This is a genomic window from Chlamydophila parapsittaci (assembly GCF_006385615.1).
In the GTDB taxonomy this organism is placed as follows: Bacteria; Chlamydiota; Chlamydiia; order Chlamydiales; family Chlamydiaceae; genus Chlamydia; species Chlamydia psittaci.
Window position 1 is genome coordinate 950,483 of sequence record NZ_CP041038.1, and the last position, 22,723, is coordinate 973,205.

The following is a 22,723-nucleotide window of genomic DNA, read 5'->3' on the forward strand; positions in this document are numbered from 1 at the left end:
ACACTTGTGGTGAAATGAAAAAAACAGTTTCGTTAAATACTCAAAGATACAAAAGAAAGCAAGTCTAATACAGAAAAGACTTGACATGTTTTTATCATTTTTGGTAAGAGGCCCCGAAGTTTTAGAGAGGACAGCCTGTTAGAATTTGTACCTGCCTCCTATGTCAACGTTGTAATTTCTAGAAGATCCTCGGAGTTCGAAAGCTCCATGGCAAAATACCTCTAGGTTGTCTGTTAAATGGTGATGATCAGAACCATCAATGATCATGGCTTGTCGCGATAAATTTGTTGCTCCCGTAGACCAAGCAGTATTTACAGAAGGTAAAAAGACTTTAGATTTTGGAGCATCGCGATAAATATCCGGTTGATATGCAAGCCTGATATTGTAGGTGTTGAGCTTGTTTGTTTTTTCAAATTTCACACCAAGAGGCAAGGAAACGTTGATAAAGTGCGCACTTTGGAAGTTCCTATTTTCAGTTCCTCCTTTGGTTTCTTTGAAATCTTCTTGTTGTACAAAGACGATATGAAGCTTCACGAAAGGAAAGAGTTCTTCAATTGCCGGATGATCCACAAGTATAGGAAGGTAACTTCCAAGTTCACCAGCTACGCAGTGGTTGTTCCATTTTCCTCTCGATGAAGGATTTGGCGTATGCTTTGTCTTCATAGAATTATGATTTAAGCTATAACTTAGTTGTGCATCAAAGATTACAGGGGACTTCTCAGGCTTGCGTGTAAGTATAGCTCCTTTTCTATTCGACAATTTATAGTGGTTAACTAACTTCTCAAATTTTGTATGGACAGAAGCTGCGTAGACATGAGATCGAGCATCTGCAAGGTGGTAATCTTTAGATTTCCCTAACATTTGACAGAAAGCAAGATCAATAACTTTATCCGAGATAGGTTGTGTGCTTACACCAACAACATATCCAGAGCTGATATGACGGAATCCTTCTTGTTCTTTCATAGAGTCTCTATGAAAGAAGTTGGAAATCCCTGAAATCCATAAGCCTTTGTGGAAGTCTTCACCTTCGGTGCTAACTTCAACAAGCTTTTGAAACGCACGCATATCAATAGCAGAACACCATAAGCTATTAGGGACGAGGGTTGCACGTCGATTAGCTGTCGGTATGTAACCTGCAGATACCCATTTGATTTCGAATGAGACTTTTCCACTCGAGTCTTTAATTTCAGTAACTTCCCATTTTCCTTGATAACCAAGATCAGAGCCTGTAGCCCCTTGAGGGATCATATTGAAGCCCTCGGTATGGATTTTATCTGTAGTAGGCGCAGAAATATCTAAGAAGTTTAATGTAAAATTCTTATTTAATAAGGGGTTGTCATAGAAATTTTGGTTACTATCTTGGAATTGCAAATTCCCAGTTAAGGTAACACTTCCCGTTCCGCCTTTAGCTGCTAGGGTAATGACTTTTCCATTCTCTAAAGAATCTAAGTTCACAGCAAGGTTATTAATGGTAATCGAGCCATCGGGACTTTCTTCTACTGTAGGAACCACGTCTCCCGTTGCAGAGAAGCTTCTTTCTTTGAAGTTGATTAAAGAAGACGCTATGCGTTGTGATACCGCCCTGATTCCAGGAATTGGAGTTTTAGGATTTGACAGCATAGATCTACTTTGTAAACCTGAGCTAGCAGCAGGCACATTAGTGATAATGGATGTTCCGCCATCCATAACGATTAAAGAGCCTTCTTTCTGAGTGAAAGAATCAACAAGAAGACCTGCACCATGGCTTAAAACAAGAGTCCCTGCTTCAAGAGATACATCGTTATGAATAACACTTGTTGTATTTAAAGGATTCAGAGCATCTTCACTTGAGAGCTTCTCTCCTGAAAATACAATTTTTCCGTTATATACCGTAGATTGTTGAGCTGTTTCAACCGCAACTTTTTGTATTTCTGGAGCTGGTGTGTCTGGAGCATTGATTTTTAGAGGAGTTTTTACTGCAGCAGGGGCAGGCGCAGTTACTGCGGACGCCGAGGCTGGGATCCTAGAGGTCGCTTTAGCAACGGAGACCTCTGGTTGTGCCACGGTAGCAGCAGCTGGTGCAGTAGTCGTTATAGGATCATAGAAAAAGATGGTTTGTCCTGTTTGAGCACGTAGCTGTGAAATTGTGGCGCCACTAGCTAAATGAATAGAGTTGCACGTAGGTGTATTATTTCCTTCAGCTTCCGACTCAGCTTGTATTTCAGCTTTGTTAGCCAAAGTCACAAAGGCTGAGGGAATTTTTGCAGATTCACTACCACTTGCTTTAGAAGAATCTGTTTGGTCACCGGTTTGTTGCTTTTCTCTAGTAGGTACAGAAGCCACAGCTGTTTCTGTCTTTGTAGGAAGAGTAATTTGATCAGCTGCTGTGACTTTATTGCCTTGGAAGGTAATTGATCCTGTAGCAGCAGTAATGCTGATGTCACCGTCATCGGCAATATAAATAGCCCCTCCTTTTCCTGAGGAATTATTAGAGAAAGTGATATTTCCATTAGAGGACAAAACTACTTTCTTAGCATGAATAGCTCCGCCTGTAGTTGTAGACGAGTTATTATTAAAGGTAACTGAAGTATTGCCTGAGATAGTTAAACAGGGATCAGCAGAAGGTTCTGCTTGTTGTGCTATTTTAGCATTAGTTTCTGCTACTAGTGAGACTATTTCTGAAGATGGAAGCGTTTGTTTTAAAGGTAGTTTTTCTGGGATGTTAGTAAGAGCGGGAAGAGAAGGCGTCGCTGTTAAGCAATAAATAGCCCCACCAGTTCCTGTAGTTACTTCTTGAACTGACTCAGAAATAACAGTTTTTTCTACAGTGACTGTTGAAGGGGAGGATATTTCTTTAGCTTGGTTGCCAGAGAAGACAACGTTTTTGTTCCCTGTGATATTGCAGTTGCCGTTAACAGAGATGGCCCCGCCTTGATCTTTAGCATTATTGTTCGAGAAAGTGCATGTGCCAGTGTTATTTTCTATGGTTGCTGATCCAGACACACAGATAGCTCCACCTGCTTTCTTAGAGGAGTTGCTACTAAATGTGATATTTACATTTTGTTGAAGGATAATGTCAGGGGAAGGTGCCGCTACCTCTTCTTTTTCTGCACCACCTTGAGTGGCAGTTGCAACATGTTTACCAGAGTCTTCTTGAGATTCTCCAGTTATAGTAGCAACATCCGAAGATATTCCTGCGTACTTGACTAAAGCCTCTGTGTTAACACTACCTTCAGTATGTGAATTTGCTTGGGATTGCTTTGAGTCTACACTTTGTCCACTCTCACTACTAGCTGCTTTGGGGCCTACATAGATTGCGCTATCCGCTTGTGCTTGATCTTGGTTTGTAGCAGAAATAAAAGATAAGTCTTTAAATCCTGAAAATGTGAGGGCAGATCCCGCACTGTTGTTTATGGCAGATCCTTTGGCTGTTACGCTAATATTGCTAAAAGTTAAAGAGTGACTGCCTCCCACGAAAGCAAGAGAGCCATCAGTATTGGAGAAACAACTTAAAGGAGTGTCCCCATTGGCTTGAGATGTTGTTGCAGTCGGTGGTGTTTTGGGTTCAGGACTTGGAGCGCCATTCTCATTGGCAACATCAGATGATGCGGTGAAAGATAATGGTGTATGGGGTATTGAACTTTCTAAAGTTTCCTTTTCTTCTTTACTTTCTTTATCTGCTTCTGTCTTTTCTTCTACTTTTGTACCGTCTGCTTCTTCAGAATGTTCTTTATCTTGTGTGTTTTCAGCAGCTCCTGTATCCCCACTAGGAGAGTTGGCCTCTTCACCTGTACCCACTGTCGGGGAGAGTTCTGGTAGAACATGGGCTGGATGATTTTCTTCTTTAGAATCCGTGCTCTCTTTTTTATCATCAGAGACTGGGGGTGTGGCTAGGGTGGATGGAGAGCTAGTCCCTTGCGTACCTGTATCTTCAGAGTTATTTTGTTGTGCTTCAGAGGATTGCTGTGATTTAGCAGCTTGAGTTGTACTTACGTTGGTAAAGGATACGTCACTGGTAAGAGTATAAGTAGTTCCTGTGGAATTAGAGGAATTTTTACATGTAAAAGGCGCTTCGGGTGAACTGCTTCCATCGTAATTATCACTCGAGCTTAGTGTTTGTTCTCCTGTTTCTTGAGATGCAGAGGACGATACTGCTTGTTCATTAGCAAGAGATGATAGGGGGAATGTAATCGCTGATGAGATTAACAACCAAGGAACGGAAGACTTCATAACAAGGTTCTTTTGGTGATAAAAAGGATTGCTCAACGCAATAGGTGGTGGAAATTAAAAAATCAAGAGACATTAGACGAGTAGAAACAGGGGAATACCTGGAGATATTGAAAATGAAAAATATCAAAAGCTACGGAAAATCACGCAGCTTTTGATTTTTCTCTTTAACTTCTATAAAACTAGGAGAATTATTTTAGGAAGAAATCTCGATTTGCTTAAGAAGGGAATTTAATTTTTAGGATCGCAATGGTGAGATGAATGTCCTTTAGGGCAGCAATCCCCATTTTGGTGTTTTTTAGCACGACAACTACAAAAACTTATTAAAGAAATTACCCCAGCGATTCCAATAACAATGTAAGTAATTTGTGTTGCTGTTGCACTTGCGCCCCCGCATAGTCGAGCAATAAGGTTTACTTTATGATGAGTTAATCCTATAATTCCTACGTTCAATGCACCAAGAACAACAATAAGAGAGGATAGTCCCCGAACGAGTTTGCCTAGCATTGCTTTTCTCCTAAGTGATGTATACTTAATTCCATCTTTTAATCTTTTTTATAATTTAATAAAGTTTTTTTTTGTTCTCAGGCTATTGGGGAGACATTGACTTTTTGTATACAAGGAGTTAAGTTGTGCAAGAAGTTTTTTGTTATAAAAACTAAAAGTGAATATTAGCTTCATCGGAATGAAATACCGGGATTAGGAAAATGACACAACCCTATGTAACTAGAGAAGACATTATACTTTTGGCAAAGAGTTCAGCTCTGGAATTAAGCGAAGAGCTTATTCAAGAGTATGAAAGTTCTTTGAATGAAGTCATTAAAACTATGGCAGCGTCCATCGCTATGGATGTAACAGACGTGGTTGTCGAGGTTGGTTTATCCCATGTCATCAGTCCCGAAGATTTACGAGAAGATATCGTTGCCTCAAGTTTCTCTCGTGAGGAGTTTCTTACTAATGTCCCCGAATCTTTAGGGGGATTAGTAAAAGTACCCACAGTAATTAAGTAGAGATCGCAGTTTTAGGAAGATATGTATCGGAAGAGTGCCTTAGAGTTAAGAAATGCCGTAGTTAGTGGAGAGTCTTCAGCTACAGCAATAGCAAAGTATTTTTATAATAGAATAAAAACAGAAGACAATCAGATAGGAGCTTTTCTTTCTCTTTGTGAAGAAAGAGCTTATGAGAAAGCCGCTATCATAGATGCGAAACTTGCACGAGGAGAACCTGTAGGGAAACTCGCAGGTGTCCCCGTGGGAATAAAAGATAATATTCATATTCGAGGTTTACGCACTACTTGCGCTTCTAAAATGTTAGAAAACTATATAGCCCCTTTTGATGCTACAGTAGTCGAACGGATAGAGGCTGAAGATGGGGTGATTTTAGGCAAACTCAATATGGATGAGTTTGCCATGGGATCTACAACACAATATTCTGCTTTTCATCCTACGAAAAATCCCTGGGATTTCTCCCGCGTGCCAGGAGGATCTTCAGGAGGATCTGCCGCAGCAGTTTCCGCAAGATTTTGTCCTATAGCGTTAGGTTCCGATACAGGGGGATCTATACGTCAGCCAGCGGCATTTTGTGGAGTTGTTGGATTTAAGCCTTCCTATGGAGCAGTCTCCCGTTACGGTTTAGTCGCTTTCGGATCGTCATTAGATCAAATAGGCCCTTTAACAACCGTTGTTGAAGATGTCGCCTTAGCTATGGACGTATTCGCAGGTAAGGATGACAGAGATGCAACTTCTCAGAAGTTTTTTACAGGATCTTTCCAAGAGGCGTTGTCTTTAGAAGTTCCGAGTTTGATCGGCGTGCCTATGGGATTTTTAGACGGTTTACGTGATGATGTTAAAGAGAATTTCTTTGCATCTTTAAATGTTTTAGAGCGTCAAGGTAGCCGCATTGTTGAAGTTGATCTTAACATCCTAGATCACGCTGTGTCTGTTTACTACATTGTTGCTTCTGCAGAAGCCGCAACAAATCTCGCAAGATTTGATGGTATTCGTTACGGCTACCGTTCTCCAGAAGCTTATAGTATAGAAGATATTTATTCGATCTCCCGCGTGCAAGGTTTTGGTAAGGAAGTCATGCGTAGGATTCTGTTGGGTAACTATGTGTTATCAGCTGAACGCCAAAGTGTCTATTATAAGAAAGGCTCGGCGATTCGAGCAAAAATCATTCAAGCTTTCCAAAAAGCTTATGAAAAGTGTGATGTTATTGCGATGCCAGTATGCTCATGCCCAGCATTCGCCGATGGTGAAATTCTTGATCCTACCTCTCTATACCTCCAGGATATCTATACCGTTGCTATGAACTTAGCCTTCCTCCCTGCTATCGCAGTTCCTTCCGGGTTTTCTCGAGAAGGGTTGCCTCTAGGATTTCAGGTGATTGGGCAAAAAGGTAAGGATCAGCAGGTATGCCAGGTAGGCTATAGCTTCCAAGAACATTCAGGAATTAAGAATTTATACCCTAAAGGATGTAACAAACTTGTTGATGGAGAGGTGAAATAATGAGCGACGTTTATGCTGATTGGGAATCCGTCATAGGTCTTGAAGTCCACGTAGAATTAAACACAAAATCTAAATTATTCAGTTGTGCACGTAACCGTTTTGGAGACGAACCTAATACAAACATCTCTCCTGTATGCACCGGCATGCCTGGGTCACTGCCAGTACTGAATAAAGAAGCAGTGAGAAAGGCTGTTTTATTTGGTTGTGCTGTTGAAGGCGAAGTAGCTTTGCTCAGCCGTTTTGATAGAAAGTCCTATTTTTATCCCGATAGCCCAAGGAATTTTCAAATTACCCAATTTGAACATCCTATTGTGCGAGGAGGACATATAAAAGCTATCGTTCACGGTGAAGAACGTCATTTTGAACTGGCTCAAGCGCATATCGAAGATGATGCCGGTATGCTAAAACATTTCGGAGAATTTGCTGGAGTAGATTATAACCGCGCTGGTGTACCTTTAATAGAGATTGTGTCTAAGCCGTGCATGTTTTGTGCTGATGATGCTGTTGCTTATGCCACAGCTTTGGTATTCTTATTAGACTATATAGGCATTTCTGACTGTAATATGGAAGAAGGCTCGGTACGCTTTGATGTAAACATATCCGTACGTCCTAAAGGTAGCGAAGAACTACGCAATAAAGTAGAAATTAAAAATATGAACTCCTTTGCGTTTATGGCCCAAGCTCTAGAAGCCGAGCGTTGTCGTCAGATCGATGCATATTTAGACAATCCAAATGCAGACCCCAAAACTGTTATTCCGGGAGCGACATACCGTTGGGATCCTGAAAAGAAAAAAACAGTGTTGATGCGTCTTAAGGAACGAGCTGAAGATTACAAGTATTTCATAGAGCCTGATCTCCCGGTATTGCAATTAACAGAAGCGTATATTGATGAAATTCGTCATACGCTTCCCGAACTCCCTTTCAACAAATACCAAAGGTATTTGCACGAATATGCTCTTGCCGAAGACATCGCTGCCATTTTAATTAGCGATAAGCATAGTGCTCACTTCTTTGAATTAGCCGCTCAGGAATGTAAAAATTACAGAGCCCTTTCTAATTGGTTAACTGTTGAGTTTGCCGGACGTTGTAAACTCAAGGGTAAGAATCTCGCTTTCTCAGGTATCCTGCCCAGTAGTGTAGCTCAGCTTGTGAATTTTATTGATCAAGGCGTGATTACCGGAAAGATCGCTAAGGATATCGCAGACATGATGATGGAATCTCCTGAAAAGAGTCCTGAGACTATCCTCAAAGAAAATCCTGAAATGTTGCCTATGACAGATGAAAGTGCGTTGGTGGCGATTATTTCCGAGGTGATTACCGCAAATCCGCATTCTATCATAGACTACAAAAGTGGTAAGACCAAAGCGTTAGGATTTTTAGTTGGGCAAATTATGAAACGTACCCAGGGCAAGGCCCCTCCAAATAGGGTAAATGAACTTTTACTTGTGGAATTAAGTAAATAATAATTGAAAAATCTTATCGCTTGTCTTATGCTATTGAGTATCTAAGGGAACGGAGGCTCTTTTGACGTTTTTAACGTCAAAAGAGCTCTTTTATTTTGCCTACGTAGACGTCCAAAAAACTTAGTTTTTCTTCTTGCGTTTTTTCCTATTGGGTGGGTTTTCTAATTCCGAACCTTCCGCATCAGAAGATTCGTCATCGCTATGACTATGATCTCTACTTTGTTGTTCTTCGTCTCTACTACGGGATTTTGTTGAAGCTACTGATTCTACGCGACTTACCCTCCGTGGTGTGGAGGTAAGAGGCCCCGGCCCTACAGGCTCGCCAGTCACAGCCTGACCTAAAGGAGCGTTCTGTACAGCAGACGATGACTCCTCTAGAGGTAATGATGACGAGGGAGCTTGGTAGTAGTTAGGAGAAAATGGATTATATAAGTCATGAAGGAATGAGAAGTCCCTAGGTGAAAATAGAGAGTGTTCTTCATTTTCTAAGGATATAAAGTCAGAATCCGCTTCTGAGGCTTCTAGGTGATTGCCAGATGCACGATACAGCACTCCTTGGGAGTTTTGTCTGATATATCTATGCCGGGCATCCGTGCGATTTTCTTGATCTGCATGCTCATGTCGAGCCTCGGAAGCAAAATCCCGTCTTCTTTCCTGAGAAACACGTCTGGCATCTCTTTCAGAAGGTGCATTGGGAGTGATAGACTGCTCGGAAATGTCTATAACTTTTTGCTGAGCCTTGATTAAAGCTTGAGTTTTAAAGTGTTGGAACGTGACCTTACTCAATGATACTAATGCCAGACCTATGGTCATAAAGCCCATAAGGAATTGAGGATTCGCCAGAATAAGCGTACTTCCTCCCGCAGTGAAGTAGGCAGAGGCAATTAAAGCCGAAGCAATACCTAGAAGAATAAAGGGTAAAAGAACAGCTGTGATCGTATCGGCAATTTTTTGTGACTTTGGTGTGTCAGCAAGATCAGAAACGAGCATAGTCAATCCCAAAGCACCAAAGATAAACCCGGGAATTAATCCAAAGAGTAATAAACCTTGCCCCTGAGAGGCGACAAGAATACCAATGATCGAGATCACAGAAATAGCAATTATCCCTATGTCAAAGATGTAACGCATCTTGGGATTGCGATCAGGAAGAGAAAGCAGCCTGCCAAAAAATCCTGTGGAAGTCGCTCCGATACGCTTACCTATGCTCGTAGGCGATGCAGGCACGTGATTTCTTGGAATCGGTTGGTGTGATTGCCCTAAAGGATTGACCATGTATTTAGCTCTATTTTTCTTTGTATAGTCTTTAGTTGTTAAAACAGTTTTAAATGCGTTAGTTAGCAACTAGTAAATTATATTATAAAAGTTATCTTCATTTAGTTGTGATAGTTTTATTCTTTAACTATGTTAATTTTAGGTAAAGATCCTCTCCTTAGCAAAACTTCAGATGAGGATTTCCCGAGATATGACCTAGTAAGAACAAAATGAAAAATTCAATATTTTCGTTTTCTAGAGTTTACGCATCGAGGTTTGCGGCTTCAGAAGAATTTTGCTGGTTCTGTGTCGGTGAGAGTTCCACGACGGATGGAGACGAGGTGTTTTCTTCTAAGCTGGCAGTTCTTTTAATCTTTGGAGTGTGTAAAGATCTTACAGGAAATAATTCCCGGTGAATGTTTAAAAGGGTAGTGCTGGCACCCAGAGCTCCGAAGACACCGATCATAAAGAAAACTACTTGTGGAGAGATCATCACTAAACCGAAAACAGTACAGATGATCACCGCAGAAATTAGCAAACTCATCATCCAAGCAGTGAAATAAGAAAGAGCTTGGCTGCAGTCTCTTGATCGGATGGCTGTGATTATGAAGGTAAGGGGAATGGATAATAAGTTAGAGAATGTCATTAAAGGGAAAGTAATAATTTTAATTGTCCCAAAAACAACAGCGGCGAATACTTCAATGGCCATAGCTGTTTTGGGATATTGCTCCGCTTTATTTTGACAACGACGCGCTAACACCCTCTCAGGAAAAGTAGAATCGAAATAAATCTGTGAGCTTTCTTTACAAACTTCACGACAATTCATTTTCACCTTAAAAATGCGTCTACATTTTAGAATGCGAACATTTTAGATAGTTGTAAAATTTACTACAATCGAAATTCCAACTTACACGGAGGATTCTGGCAGAGCATCAGTAACAGCCCCGTGATTTATACGGTGAAAAATAGATGCTGGAGATTTTCTTCTAAAAAGAAAGTACGGCAGATCCACCGAAGAAAGCTGAAGATTTAAACGGATAACTCGTCACGTTATTGTTGTGGCTATCAGCGAGTGAGATATCACTACCGATAGACCATCCATAGAATAACTTCAGGAAGCTGCCTGGCCATGGATAGAGTTTAACATTGCCCTCGATTTCCCGGCCTTGGTATTCAAAGATACCCCGAGAAGAAGGAAGATCATTGGGATGGAGTTTTTTTCTTAATCGCGTCAGGCGATAGGCAGCACCAAAATCACAAACAGAGGTGCAATTATACTCTACAGAGAAGTTGACCGGATAGATGCAGTTGATGGTAAGTTTGTCACTAGGCTTATATGTGGCACCCAGTAAAGGCCAGGCCTTTTCTTGATGCAATCCTGTTTCATTAATGACACCAAAAATCACAGAGAGTTGCTGTGTAGCTTGATATTTCCCAGAGATTACCGCTTGGTGGAGGCTATAGCCTGCCTCAATATTTTCCGGATCGATCAGGCTGGATACAACTGCAGACCATTGCCAATTTTTTAATGACAAGGTGTACACCCCTGCAGACAGCAAGATATAACTATAATACGATTTCTTTTGGAAGGTATAGTACCCTAAAGAGTTAGGATCTCCAACTACAGGCTGAGCATTATCCCAAAGGATACGCGCTCCTACATACCCTGTAGAAAAGATGGCTCCGGTTTGTGATGTGATCGGGAGTGTACACAGTACAGTCGTGTCAAATTGACGGTAGCCCAGGGATTGATTGGCTAATTTTTTAAAGCCAGCTTTTTCTACTTGTAGGTATTGAGTTTGTAAGGAAAAAGGATGGGGCTTAGGAGAAGCTTCACGGGTTTCTTTGTCGATACCGCAAGCATCATGAATAATGTAGATGGGTGTGGAGAGAAGATGACCAGCTAGAGTCATCACATGAAATAACAACTTCAACATATCTCTATTTACAACTCCTACAAGAAACTATCCTCTCAGTAATGTTTTTTAAGAAGGAGAGGTTGTCTTTTTTGAAGACGGACGTTAGCCATTTTGACCTATCTTAATGAAAGTTAGACTATACTTTCATAGGATAGATTACCACTCATTTTCACAAGAGCATGGGATCCGCTGATCTTTATTTCTAAAGTTTGTGCTTGGTTTTCCATAACGCCTTGTCATATATCTGTAGAGTCACAAATTTCATAGAATGTTTTGAAATGCGTCTTACAAACAAGCGATAAAATCTCTTTTCCCTGGGTGTTTAATATAGTTTTCCCTGCAGATTTCACATGAGCCGAGGCTCCTTTAGGTAACTTTATAGAAAAACGTTGTTCGAGTTTGGTTATAGTATGAATGAAGGCTTCTCTTGCTAATATAGAAGCTGCAGCCACAACGATATCTTGCTCAGCACGGACTTTTTGAATTACCGAGATATCCGTGCTTTTTTTTCTTAGTGCTTGAAGTAAAACACTTTCTGATGAGGCAAATTGGTCTGAGATAGCAAAGACTTCTCCAGAGGGACGCGGAGCAAGTTGATCGATAATCGTCGCATGAGCCCAGGCTAGAAGAAGATTCAGATTATGGAACTTTGCATAGAGTTCGTTGTATTTCTCAGGATAAAGAATCATCACATCATATGTAGAACATGCTCGAATGGTTTTTGCTAATGCTAGGATTTGGTTGTCATTGAGCATTTTTGAATCTTGGATTTTTGTTTTATACAGATTTTTCAAAGTCTCCGCATCGCGAGCATAGACTCCCGCAATACATAGAGGACCAAAAAAATCTCCTTTCCCGGATTCATCTACACCTAGGCGAGGACGCAGATCCTTCTCCATAAGGTTGTGGGTAAATGTTAATAAAATTTCCGGTTCTAAGAAAAAATCAATGAACTCTTGTGTACCTTTCCCCCGAACAACGAGTTTCCCTGAATTGTAGAGAGTACAGCTTACCGAAGGAGAACGTGCTTGGAAAATCGTGTGCTGGGGTTGTGTGAAAATAAAACCCTTTTCCTCAAGGCGATCTTTCAGTAAGCCGTGGAGAGAAGGAGAGAGTGTAGTAACAAACGGTGTGGACATAAGCGTCGAATTCTTTTGGCATACTTAGGATGGGCAATCTCTATCCCTATGTATGTTTTTACTAGGTATATTTATTGTTATGCTATACATAGCATAAGGATATATAGTGTATAATGCAGTTTTTGAAGTACAAATTAAACGTGAATCCTGTATATTCCCGCAAGTGAGCAGGATCTTGAAACAGAGGAAAGAGTCTTATTGTACAGAAAATAAGGCGAGAAGACTCTAGAAAGATCTAGAGTTTAGCATTTAGGTACCCGCAGAGGAATCTCCATGGCAGAACAAATTCATAAAGAGCTCTTACATTTAGGAGAGGTGTTTCGCACAAAACGCGAAGAACAGTCCTTATCTTTAAAAGATGTAGAAGCAGCGACATCCATACGCTACTCTTGTTTAGAAGCTATAGAAAACGGCTATTTAGGCAAGCTCATCTCTCCCATTTACGCTCAGGGATTTATCAAGAAATATGCCGCCTATTTAGGGCTAGATGGCGAGCGCATTCTCCAAGACCATCCTTATGTTATGAAAATCTTCAAAGAATTTTCAGAGCATAATATGGAGATGCTGCTAGATTTAGAATCTATGGGAGGGAGAAATTCCCCAGAAAAAGCCATTCGTAGTTTGTCTAATCTTTGGTGGGCTGGACTTATCGTCTTCAGTGGTATGGCGATTTGGTGGTTAGGATCCCTACTTTCTCTTTTCTAATAGGTAGATAACCTCTGCTCAAGTACAAGGGGACAATTCGCCCCTCTGGATTTCTACCTATCTTCAAATTGCTACCCTAGAAACGCTATGGAGCTGGAGACTTTATTACATAATCCGAGTAATTGCTCCTGATGATGGTTTGAACACCATCCGTTCTCATCCTCGTCCTCATCTTTATCCCTCAGACTTGCTACATTTGTATGGCCTCTGGACCCCGCTCCCGCTCTTCCACCATCTGTCTCTACATCATTGTCATAAGGATCAGTATAATTTCTTGGGATAGGCTGTTGACCGCCCCTACCACATTGTATGTTGAAGGGATCTGGTGCCGGACGCTTTGGTTGAGAATTGCGTCCGGAAATCACTCTTCCACTATCTATTTCTAGACCATCGTCATAAGGATCAGTATCATCTTCTGGGATAAATGGTAGTCCGTGCGTATCCCATTGCGTTTTGAAGAAATCGGATACCTGTTTTAATTGATCAAATGTTGCGGGAATTTCCCCTCTATTATTTGTAGGGGCATAACCTAATGCGAGAAGTGCAAGAATAATCAGCTTTAACAAGGCCTCGGGTGCTAAACTCAGGCTATAACCTGGAATTCCAAAAGTGAAGCATGGGGCGTGTCCAACTAAACAAGCTATCGTATTTTGCAATATCCGTAAGGCGTTTTTCCCCTCTTTTCCTCCTAGAGGGAACACGTCTCTATTATTTAGATCCACCACGGTAAGATGGTAGAGCTGAGAGCGCAGTTTGAGATAATCGAGCTGTTTAGCATAATGTATTTCACTTTGTAGTGATCCTGAAGGCTCTCCCTGAGCTTCCCTCTTGTTATAGATAACCCAACATTGTGGAGGTATATCGTATTTTTGATGGCGGAAATCACCATAACCACGTTTTGCCATCAAGGTATCGACGTCGTTTACTTCAGGAACTTTGTTGGGATCATTAGCCAGATCAAAGAGTTCTTGTTGTATTCCACCTGCCAAGAGTTTCTTTAAAAATTTTTTTGCTTCAACGCACAAACGATCGAAATCGTCTTTTTGCCCATCAGTTAGGGTGAGCCCTTCAGAAAGAAGAGAAGACCAATCAATACCGCTTTTCTCCATTCCCAGCCCTAAAACAATCGGGCCATGCTTCTGTTTCATACTACCTAAGAAGTCCAGAAGATCAGGATTAACTCCTGACGGTTCCTCGGGGGGATTGATGATGCAGGTACATAGGCATTGAAAGCAATGGGAAAGCCAATTCGGGCAATGGCTATCACACCAAGGGCTACAATGTTTATGGCAATAACTCGCACCGCGTTGTGTTTGAGGTGCATTTAACACAGAGGCTGCTATGGCTCCTGCTTTTTGTATGGTTTCCACTAGGGATGGGTCTCCAACTTGAACCTCCAAGGAAACCTGCCTTCCAGGTTGTTGGGTAACCGGTAGTTGTTGTAGTGGGGCGCTTTCTTGTTGAAGGCCACAGCTGTCTTCTTGCACAGTCAACTTGCAACCGCATCCAGCAGGTGGGCAGCACATACGATATCTCCTGATGATAAAAGAGGGGCTAAGATGCTTACATCTTATCTCTTGTGATTAAAACAGCCTTCCATGTTTTCAAAAAGTGCTGTTTTTTGCCAAGAGTTTCTTTTTTTTTAGGTGTCTGAATATAGGGGGGATAAGGTAAGAGTCGGTAGAAGTTGTGGTTGGTGCGGAATCATGTAAAAGTTTTCATGTTTTTACGTAGTCAAGATTGTGAGATCGCTGTATAAGTTGAAGGACTTGTTGGGATAGTAGAGGCGGAGGAAGCCGCCCCTAATCGTGTGTTGATGATTATCTTAAAAATAGACTTGAAGTCATAGCTGTGATGTTTTTAGCCGTTTTGAGAAGAGCTTCTTGAGATTTAGGATTTGTGAAATCCCAAAGCTGAGCATCACTTGTGTCTCCAGGTGTGACCCCGTCAGCACACGATGTTCCAGCATTTTCAGTCAAACGACCGTTAAGAACAACTCTTTGTCCGTATTTAGGCAGAGGATGGAGTGTTCCTGCGTTGACTTTGACTTCCGTTCCGAAAGATCGTGAATCTACAGAAGATACGGGCGTATGTTTCTCTTTTGTACGAAGTTCTTTACTTGTATTTTCTAGTTGTTCTAAAGACGTAGGGACCTCTTGTTCTGCACCTAAAGGAATAAAGGAACAAAACCTAAAGCTAGTAAGGAAAGAATAAGTAAAGTACGGTATTTTGATTCTTCGATGCTCAATCCAAATCCTGGGTGATCAAAGATATTTTTCTCCTCATTTACATACTTATTTAAAGTGAGTAACAAAATAATTTACAGCAGCCCGAGCTTGAAATCCTAAGAAACCGGTCGTTTGAGAATTCACATCTAAAACTTCTAGTTGGCTAAGTTGGTGCTGTAACCTTTGGATATTCAGAGAGTACCCAGATCTTTGTTCATTCGCAGCTGTGTCATGGTTTTCAGAAGGATAAAGAATTAAACATATGGGAAGAGAAGGAGGAGTTGAGATGTTGATAGACTCTTCTAAAGAGTTTTTCACATTTTCTAGCTCTGTAGAACCTTTTAAAGGAAGTTGATGGCAGCATTAGCAACTTTGAAGAGTTCTTGTTGAGAGCCTCCTTTTAAGCATCTACCTAACTGATTTTTTGCTTCTTCACATTTTTCTGAAAATAGAGTTTTCTGCTCTGCAGATAAAGTCAACCCTTCTGAGAGTAGTTTAGAAATATCCCAAGGACCGTTTTTCATTGCGAGACCCACGCAAATCGGGCCAAACTCATCTCTTTGTTGTTGGATAAAATCAGTTAAATCATCGTATTTTGCTTCAGATCCTAGCTGTTCTTCAGGAGTAATCATGCAGGTACAAAGACAATCGAAGAAACAGAGGAAAGGACTCCAGCAATTGTCTGCACACCAAGGCCTGCAAGAATCTTGGCAGAATTGGCTGGTGCGTTGTATTCTTGCAGAATTTAAAGCATCAAAGACAAGGTCTCCAGCAGCACGAATGGTATCTAGTAATGACGGATCACCCAATTTTAAACTAAATTCTGAAGTGGATCCAGGTTGTTTTGTAATCCCATTTAAAGACATAGTTTATTCTTCATAGGCATCTTGACTTGAGCGGCAGCTCATGCTAATTCCAGGGCAGCATATAATTTACTCCATAAATAACAATGTGATTTACTAAGAACCGTTATACTGTTGATGGTTCTTATTCTTTTGCTAAATGGATTTATGCACTTTTGACATCTTGTGGAGAGGGTGGATAAGAGTTGTGACTCTTATGTAAAATAGATAGATGACATTGTTAATCTTGGAGAAACAACAAATGTGTGAATTATCCTCATTTTATGTGCTAAAAAGCATTTAGGGGGCAGATGTTCTTCAAAAAAATATTTTAAGTCTATAAAAAAATTTTTGAATATAAGTAGGCTTTCTGTATGATGCACAGCTGCTTTCTAAGATTGTCCATCCCCATTTTCTGTCTACCATGTTGTTCTCGCAGAAAGTCATGCACTGACATTGGCGGTGTTTGGCACCCAGATTCTTTGTGCTGCACTATCCTCATCCTGAGGATGTATGTTCTTCACACCTTCTGCAGATACAGAAACAAAGACTATGAGGCTGATCTCTATAGGACGCTGTTCTGAATTTTTTTTATAAGTACCGTATGGACAGGCACGAGTGAACAAGGGAAATACGGAATTTTCCGAAGGAATTCCGTGGTTATCATGAACAAGGAAATAGCGTTGAAATAGGAGTGTGGGACGAATTTTTTTCGGCGGATAAAATCTTTCTTGTTGATTTTATTTCAAAAAATTCTTATGACTTTTTCACTTATATAACCAAGATGTGACAAACGTGACAAGTCTGCTGAAATATCTTCCTAAGGTGTCCATACTTATAGTAGCTATCTTAGGTACATTGACTACAGCTGAGGCAGCAAAGAAAAAACATGTGCCGATGACAATGGTTTATTCTTTTGACGAGGTTTTTACACATTTAAAAAAAAACAAAGAGGATACTTTATTTTGTATTAACGTAGATAGTGTAATTCAGCATAAATATCTAGGTTCTCCGGGCTGGTATCAAAACAGGTTGTCAAAGCTTTCTAAGCGTTTTGGAGATTTTTTTAAGGCAAAAAAACGGGTGGCTGAAGAACAGGTGCTCATAGATACATTAATAAGTAAAGAATGTTTAGAGTTAAATGTGGCAGAGCGGTTTGCTCAGATACTTGCTGAATGTTCATGTTCTTTATTGGCGATGTCTTCATTAGGTATCGAATCCGTTTCTTCCACATTAAAGAGCTTAAAAGAATGCGGTATAGAATTGCATTCGCGAGCATTTTCTACAGAAGACTTTTTTTTGGAAACTACACAGAGGTGCAGTACGTCTGCATTAGTACAAGAGGGTGTTTTATTTTGTAGTACTTTAGGGTTTTCAGAAGCGATGAAGCTGTTGTTTATCTATGAAAATAAAATGCCAAAGAACATAGTATTTTTAACTGATGATCCTGAAGAAATCAAAACTTTAGGACGAGAATGTATAGATTTGGGGATCAAATTTTTTGGCTTAGTATATTATCCTGCTGCAGAAAGCATATTTTCCTATGTTTACCCTTATTCGGCAGCGGTTGAGATTCAAGAAGAACATGCGTTGGCGGTGATCTCCGATGCTACAGCGCAATTATCGCTAGATTCTCTTAATCAAAAGAGTTAACATTATTTACTTGAAACAAGCCTTATAGTATCCTCTCTGTCCCCCTGAGAGGGTGCTTAGGGCCCTTTTTTAGTTTTCGAACATATTGAATCCTTAGATTGCTTTATATAAAAAACTATTTATTCCTAAAGGGATGCTCCGTACAATAAAACAATTTTTTGTCTTTGAGAGCATTGCTATGAAGGTAATATTTTTTATCTCAGTTTTCTTTTCAGTATTTTCTTTAGAAGCAAGTATTATCAAAGTATCTGATATACACGCTGTGAATAAATACGCGAGAAAAGGTTCGTTGGTTTTATTAGGCCTGGACGAAACGCTCGTCTTCCCTAAACAAATGCTGGGAACCAGCTCTTGGTTTAACGAACGTTTAGAAAATCTAAAAAAAGAACAGTCGGATTATGATCCTCTTGCTAAGGCTTTTTGCGAAAGAATCGCTGTGTCCTTTGCTGTAGAGTATGAGCTTATTCATCCTGAAGTTCCTAAAGCTATAGAAAGTTTAGCTTTATCCGAAGCTTGGGTCATGGGAGTGTCTCAATTTCCTATTCCTATGGCGAATCATTTGCTTCGTTCTGCCCAAGCTTTAGGTCTAGTGTTTTCTTCCTGCTTACCCGCCCGGAGTGATGGGTGGATGCCACATCTTAAAACATTCGGTAGACCTCAACATGCTATGTTTATAGAAGAGCAAATACTCTTTACTGGAGGGCTGGTTAACGGCATCACCATGGAAGAAGTTCTTTCTACTTTATTTTCAACTTTAGACACATTGCCTCAACAAGTGATCTATTTGGATCAGAATAAGGAGAACCTGATTTCTGCAGAAGCAGCATGTAAACAAGCAAATGTGTATTTTATAGGGATGCTCTATAATCCTGCGGTAAAACGGGTCAAGAGCTATAAATCTGACATTGCTAACCTGCAGTGGTTGCAATTATGTAACCAACTCTCCGATAGGTATTTTCAGTCTTTGCTGACCTATGTCATTGGTCCAGAGGGGCAAGGATAGTATTTTAAAAAAGTTAGGGAAAAGCCCTTAGGATAAAACCATGGGCTGATTCCCTAAACTTGAATTCTTCAGAAAGAAATACATAACGGAAGAGAAGGGATTCGAACCCCCGGTTCCTTTAAGAGAACTTCTGATTTCGAATCAGATGCATTCGACCACTCTGCCACTCTTCCTTGAGAGCACTAGTGTAGGTATTCCTCGCTAGGAAATCAAGCCCAACCATAATTTTCTTCTATTCTTAAAACGCTAAAAACACGCGAGTGTGCCTTGCGATCTCTTGTCATGGTGTTGGAGACGTCCTACAGTCATCTCAAGAGCGACTGTATTGAAAATCAATAAGATGGGAATCTTTATTATTATTTGCTTAAATTGAAATGAAATTAATTAGAATTATGGCTTTATGTATAAGTAATTTAATAAAAATTGAATGATAAAATCATATTAAAAGTACGTTTTTTGATCTAAAATGGAGTATAGATTTTTGGTTTTTTTATTTTATCATGTCGCAGCCGCTATATACGAACAGACTTATTACTGAAAAATCACCGTATTTGCTTCTTTATGCTCATACGCCGGTAAATTGGTATCCTTGGTGTAGCGAGGCTTTTGACCTGGCTGTGAAAGAGGATAAGCCCATTTTTCTTTCTATTGGTTGTGCACATTCTCGATGGTGTCAGGTTATGCTTCAGGAAAGCTTCGAAAATCCTGAAATTGCCGCAATACTCAACGAGAATTTTATTAATATTAAGGTAGATAAAGAAGAATTGCCTCATGTGGCGAATCTTTATTTTGATCTCGCACAAATGCTTTCGATATCAGAAGAACATCAAAGTTCTCCTTCTTGGCCATTAAATGTATTTTTAACTCCAGATCTTCTGCCTTTTTTCTCCGCAAATTATTTGGCGGCAGAAGGGAAATTAGGGCTACCGTCGTTTTCACAGACGATAGAAAGGCTGAATTTGATGTGGGAGAATCCTGAGGAAAGAGATGTGCTTGTTCGTCAAGCTCATAAGATTCTTGAGATTGCTTCATTTATAGAAAGATGCGCAAGAAAAGAAATGTTAGAAGAGGGTATCCTCCGAAAAACAGTCGAGGCCATATATCATGATATCGATCCCCATTATGGAGGAGTAAAAGCGTTTCCCAAAACCCCACCAGCTTTGTTGATCCAGTTTCTCTTGCGTTATGGTGTAGAGTACCAAGATAATAGAAGTTTATTTTTTGTCGATCGTTCTTTGCACATGATGGCACAAGGAGGGATTTTCGATCATTTGGGCGGGGGATTTTATTGTTACACCATTGATGATAAATGGTTAATTCCCTGTTTTGAAAAACGTTTGATCGATAACTCTTTCTTGTTACTAGATTATTTGGATGCTTGGGTCTGTATGAAAAAACCTGAGTATCGTTCTATAGCTAAGCAAACGCTCCATTATATTCTTTCTGAACTCTATGATCCTGAGGTGGGAGCCTTCTATACTTCAGAACATGGAGAACGTTGGGGGGATACTGAGGGAAGATATGCCACCTGGTCCGGAGAGGAAATCCGCGAAGTGCTGGGAGAAAATGCCGAGATCTTTTGTGAATACTACGGGATTTCTAGAGAAGGGTTTTGTAATGGGAGAAACATTCTTCATATTCCTTCGCATATTGATATCGAAGAAATTACGGATAAGTATGGTTGCACAATAGAAGAATTCCATGAGATTATCGATAGGCTTAAAGAAAAATTGCTCCTACATAGAAAGAAAAAAGCACGGCCTTTCAAAGATGACCAATCTCTTGCTTTTCAAAATGGTTGGATGGTCTACACACTAGCGTATACCGGGAGAATCCTCGGTGATTTCTCTTACATCGGTGTTGCTCAAAAGTGTGGCGAGTTTATTTGTAAAAATTTATGCAAACGCCCCATGTTATTGCGTAGGTGGCGCGATGGCGACGCCAAATACTCCGGAGGATTGGAAGATTACGCCGGGGTAATTCTAGGAGCCCTAGCTCTTTACGAAACTGGTTGTGGAGCTCAGTGGTTATTACTAGCTGAAGATCTTATGAAAGAGGTCATTGTATCCTTTCGTTCGGAAAGTGGGGGATTTTACACCACAGATGGTAGAGACTCGGCATTACTGTTAAAACAGGAAAATCTCTCTGATGGTGAAGCCATTTCGGGAAATGCTCTTGTTTGCCAGGCTTTGATCAAACTGCATATGCTTACAGAAAAGAAGCATTACCTTACCTATGCGGAAGATATCCTACAAATTGCCCAAGCCCGATGGCATACCCATAAGTTTTCTTCTTTAGGGAATCTCATGGCCGCACAAGCATATTTTTCGCGTAATCATCAAAAAATCCTTATTTCTTTAGCTAATGAACAGGATCGTGAGAAACTTTTATCCTGCTTAGCAGGACTGTTCCTGCCCCATATCTCTATTGTTTGGATGCGGGAACAAGAGCGTGAATCATTAGAAGAGATTCTTCCTGAATATGAACACTGTCTGATCCCTAAAGAAGGGCAAACATCCACAGTGATTTGCTTATTAGAATCGGGGGTAGGGAGAAAATTCTCCAACATTGAAGAGTTTCGCACCTATATGAATTCAAAATAATTCTTTGTCTTTCATTTATTTGTGAGAAGATTTCTTCTCGAAGTGGTCAAAATTTGGTCAATTTCTTATAGTTAGTCCCTAGACATGTCAACCAGTAGGGAGTAGCAAATCATGAAGAACAAAACATTCAGCGTTTTCTCTTTGGTCGGTTTGGTGTGTTTACCGGGATGTTTACTAGGGTATGAAGGCTCCCTTCCTACTAACCAGCGCGAGTATCCCTACCATAATGAAAAGATCCTTGAGGAGCCTGCAGGAATAGCTATTCATGATCGTGTGTTATTTAAAATCGATGACGATACCGTTGTCACGACTTTAGATGTTATCCAGAAATTAAATCTTCTTTTTGCTTCTTCCTACCCGCAACTTCTAGAGTCCTACCCAGCACGTTCACAGTACTACACAGCTATGTGGCCGGTAGTTTTAGAATCTGTCATTGACGAATTTCTTATGGTTGCCGACGCTAAAGCGAAAAAAATCCAAGTTGACCCTACTACAGTCAATCAGGAAATCGAAGCAATGTTTGGTAGAGATTTATCTTTCTTTTACGTGCATTTCGATATGACTCCTGAAGATATATTTAAAGTCGTGCATCGTACATTGATAGCTCAAAGAGTGATGGGTATGATGGTGCGCTCTAAGGTCATGTTGAAAGTGACTCCAGGGAAAATCCGGGAGCATTACAACCAGTTGGCTGAAGAAGCGGCAAAAACTAAACTATGGAAATACCGCGTAGTCACGATTAAAGCCGCGACAGAATCCTTATCTAGTCAAATTGCCGATAAGATATGCGCACGGTTAAATGAAACACAAAGTTGGAATAAAGAGCGCTTATCTGCTTTAGCTCTATCTCAGGGGGGACAATTTGTCTGTTCCGAAGAGTTTATACGTAATGATAAAGAGTTGTCAGATGCTCATAAAATGGAATTATCTAGTGTGAACTATCCCTTGGCTATCTGTAGTCAACCGAAAGCTCATAAATCAGGGCATAAGCTCTATGTGCTTCTTGAGAAATCAACACTGCCTATGCAGCCTTTGGAAGAAATAGAAACTCAGATTAAGCAAACATTATTTATGCATTATGCTGAGACTATAGAAAGTCAGTATAAAAGGAAATTGCGTGCGCGCTACGGCTTTGACTCATCGATGATTGCTAAGTTGCTTTCTGAAGAAGCCCCACCTCTATTTTCATTACTTTAGGAGATCG

The 22,723-nt window shown here is 40.4% G+C and carries 16 protein-coding genes, 1 tRNA gene and 1 pseudogene; 8 read left to right on the top strand and 10 right to left on the bottom strand.

Features of this window, described 5'->3' with window-relative positions; translation table 11 throughout:
• Positions 1–138: 138 nt before the first annotated feature.
• Complete coding sequence (locus tag FI836_RS04190; protein ID WP_014943744.1) at positions 139–4,209, bottom strand: polymorphic outer membrane protein middle domain-containing protein; 4,071 nt, start codon at positions 4,207–4,209, stop codon at positions 139–141.
• A gap of 228 nt (positions 4,210–4,437) precedes the next feature.
• The gene (locus FI836_RS04195; protein WP_014943745.1) at positions 4,438–4,713 is read right to left on the bottom strand and encodes a DUF378 domain-containing protein; all 276 of its coding nucleotides are present in this window, start codon (positions 4,711–4,713) and stop codon (positions 4,438–4,440) included.
• 200 nt (positions 4,714–4,913) lie between these two features.
• Between FI836_RS04195 and gatC the strand changes: the two genes are divergently transcribed.
• From gatC to gatB, 3 genes are read left to right on the top strand one after another with little or no spacing between them, the layout of a single operon-like run.
• Positions 4,914–5,216, top strand: a complete 303-nt coding sequence (gene gatC, locus FI836_RS04200) for an Asp-tRNA(Asn)/Glu-tRNA(Gln) amidotransferase subunit GatC (RefSeq protein ID WP_014943746.1) — start codon at positions 4,914–4,916, stop codon at positions 5,214–5,216.
• 21 nt (positions 5,217–5,237) lie between these two features.
• Positions 5,238–6,713, top strand: coding sequence for an Asp-tRNA(Asn)/Glu-tRNA(Gln) amidotransferase subunit GatA (gene gatA / locus FI836_RS04205; RefSeq protein WP_014943747.1), 1,476 nt, complete (start codon positions 5,238–5,240; stop codon positions 6,711–6,713).
• Positions 6,713–8,176: an Asp-tRNA(Asn)/Glu-tRNA(Gln) amidotransferase subunit GatB gene (gatB, locus tag FI836_RS04210; RefSeq protein ID WP_014943748.1), complete on the top strand. Its 1,464-nt coding sequence runs from the start codon at positions 6,713–6,715 to the stop codon at positions 8,174–8,176. The genes gatA and gatB overlap by 1 nt, the downstream gene beginning before the upstream one ends.
• A gap of 120 nt (positions 8,177–8,296) precedes the next feature.
• Here the strand turns inward: gatB and FI836_RS04215 are convergent, their stop codons facing one another.
• The 4 genes from FI836_RS04215 to rnhC all read right to left on the bottom strand — a co-directional run bounded on the left by FI836_RS04215 (position 8,297) and on the right by rnhC (position 12,485).
• Positions 8,297–9,448 carry an IncV family inclusion membrane protein gene (locus FI836_RS04215; protein WP_181146654.1) on the bottom strand — a complete coding sequence of 384 codons (1,152 nt, stop codon included), beginning with the start codon at positions 9,446–9,448 and terminating at the stop codon, positions 8,297–8,299.
• A gap of 241 nt (positions 9,449–9,689) precedes the next feature.
• Positions 9,690–10,253, bottom strand: a complete 564-nt coding sequence (locus tag FI836_RS04220) for a DUF5422 family protein (protein ID WP_014943750.1) — start codon at positions 10,251–10,253, stop codon at positions 9,690–9,692.
• A 160-nt stretch (positions 10,254–10,413) separates the two neighbouring features.
• Positions 10,414–11,364, bottom strand: a complete 951-nt coding sequence (locus FI836_RS04225) for a hypothetical protein (RefSeq protein WP_014943751.1) — start codon at positions 11,362–11,364, stop codon at positions 10,414–10,416.
• A gap of 218 nt (positions 11,365–11,582) precedes the next feature.
• A complete protein-coding gene (rnhC, locus tag FI836_RS04230; protein WP_014943752.1) occupies positions 11,583–12,485 on the bottom strand; it encodes a ribonuclease HIII in 903 nt (300 codons plus the stop codon).
• Between the two features lie 273 nt (positions 12,486–12,758).
• Between rnhC and FI836_RS04235 the strand changes: the two genes are divergently transcribed.
• The gene (locus FI836_RS04235) at positions 12,759–13,190 is read left to right on the top strand and encodes a helix-turn-helix domain-containing protein (RefSeq protein WP_006343944.1); all 432 of its coding nucleotides are present in this window, start codon (positions 12,759–12,761) and stop codon (positions 13,188–13,190) included.
• 71 nt (positions 13,191–13,261) lie between these two features.
• Here FI836_RS04235 and FI836_RS04240 read toward each other — a convergent pair whose 3' ends face one another.
• The 3 genes and pseudogenes from FI836_RS04240 to FI836_RS04250 all read right to left on the bottom strand — a co-directional run bounded on the left by FI836_RS04240 (position 13,262) and on the right by FI836_RS04250 (position 16,886).
• A complete protein-coding gene (locus tag FI836_RS04240) occupies positions 13,262–14,716 on the bottom strand; it encodes a hypothetical protein (RefSeq protein WP_014943753.1) in 1,455 nt (484 codons plus the stop codon).
• A 294-nt stretch (positions 14,717–15,010) separates the two neighbouring features.
• A pseudogene (locus tag FI836_RS04245) lies at positions 15,011–16,347 on the bottom strand (hypothetical protein).
• 356 nt (positions 16,348–16,703) lie between these two features.
• Entirely contained in the window at positions 16,704–16,886 is a 183-nt protein-coding gene (locus FI836_RS04250) for a hypothetical protein (protein ID WP_234885806.1), read from the bottom strand.
• 169 nt (positions 16,887–17,055) lie between these two features.
• Between FI836_RS04250 and FI836_RS04255 the strand changes: the two genes are divergently transcribed.
• Both FI836_RS04255 and FI836_RS04260 read left to right on the top strand, forming a co-directional pair.
• Positions 17,056–17,913 (top strand): DUF2608 domain-containing protein, encoded by an 858-nt coding sequence (locus FI836_RS04255; protein WP_014943758.1) that lies wholly within the window; start codon positions 17,056–17,058, stop codon positions 17,911–17,913.
• A 178-nt stretch (positions 17,914–18,091) separates the two neighbouring features.
• Positions 18,092–18,916, top strand: a complete 825-nt coding sequence (locus FI836_RS04260; protein ID WP_181146659.1) for a DUF2608 domain-containing protein — start codon at positions 18,092–18,094, stop codon at positions 18,914–18,916.
• Positions 18,917–19,002: 86 nt separating this feature from the next.
• Here the strand turns inward: FI836_RS04260 and FI836_RS04265 are convergent.
• Positions 19,003–19,089 (bottom strand) — tRNA-Ser (locus FI836_RS04265).
• A gap of 327 nt (positions 19,090–19,416) precedes the next feature.
• On the opposite strand from FI836_RS04265, the gene FI836_RS04270 reads away from it, so the two are divergent.
• Positions 19,417–21,519, top strand: a complete 2,103-nt coding sequence (locus tag FI836_RS04270) for a thioredoxin domain-containing protein (RefSeq protein WP_041460087.1) — start codon at positions 19,417–19,419, stop codon at positions 21,517–21,519.
• A 111-nt stretch (positions 21,520–21,630) separates the two neighbouring features.
• Entirely contained in the window at positions 21,631–22,716 is a 1,086-nt protein-coding gene (locus tag FI836_RS04275; protein WP_014943761.1) for a hypothetical protein, read from the top strand.
• The last annotated feature ends 7 nt before the right edge of the window (positions 22,717–22,723 follow it).

Bases quoted from the DNA above. Each gene is read 5' to 3' on its own strand.
- FI836_RS04190 (WP_014943744.1), bottom strand. From the start codon at position 4,209: ATGAAGTCTTCCGTTCCTTGGTTGTTAATCTCATCAGCGATTACATTC.
- FI836_RS04195 (WP_014943745.1), bottom strand. From the start codon at position 4,713: ATGCTAGGCAAACTCGTTCGGGGACTATCCTCTCTTATTGTTGTTCTT.
- gatC (WP_014943746.1), top strand. From the start codon at position 4,914: ATGACACAACCCTATGTAACTAGAGAAGACATTATACTTTTGGCAAAG.
- gatA (WP_014943747.1), top strand. From the start codon at position 5,238: ATGTATCGGAAGAGTGCCTTAGAGTTAAGAAATGCCGTAGTTAGTGGA.
- gatB (WP_014943748.1), top strand. From the start codon at position 6,713: ATGAGCGACGTTTATGCTGATTGGGAATCCGTCATAGGTCTTGAAGTC.
- FI836_RS04215 (WP_181146654.1), bottom strand. From the start codon at position 9,448: ATGGTCAATCCTTTAGGGCAATCACACCAACCGATTCCAAGAAATCAC.
- FI836_RS04220 (WP_014943750.1), bottom strand. From the start codon at position 10,253: ATGAATTGTCGTGAAGTTTGTAAAGAAAGCTCACAGATTTATTTCGAT.
- FI836_RS04225 (WP_014943751.1), bottom strand. From the start codon at position 11,364: ATGTTGAAGTTGTTATTTCATGTGATGACTCTAGCTGGTCATCTTCTC.
- rnhC (WP_014943752.1), bottom strand. From the start codon at position 12,485: ATGTCCACACCGTTTGTTACTACACTCTCTCCTTCTCTCCACGGCTTA.
- FI836_RS04235 (WP_006343944.1), top strand. From the start codon at position 12,759: ATGGCAGAACAAATTCATAAAGAGCTCTTACATTTAGGAGAGGTGTTT.
- FI836_RS04240 (WP_014943753.1), bottom strand. From the start codon at position 14,716: ATGTGCTGCCCACCTGCTGGATGCGGTTGCAAGTTGACTGTGCAAGAA.
- FI836_RS04260 (WP_181146659.1), top strand. From the start codon at position 18,092: ATGAAGGTAATATTTTTTATCTCAGTTTTCTTTTCAGTATTTTCTTTA.
- FI836_RS04270 (WP_041460087.1), top strand. From the start codon at position 19,417: ATGTCGCAGCCGCTATATACGAACAGACTTATTACTGAAAAATCACCG.
- FI836_RS04275 (WP_014943761.1), top strand. From the start codon at position 21,631: ATGAAGAACAAAACATTCAGCGTTTTCTCTTTGGTCGGTTTGGTGTGT.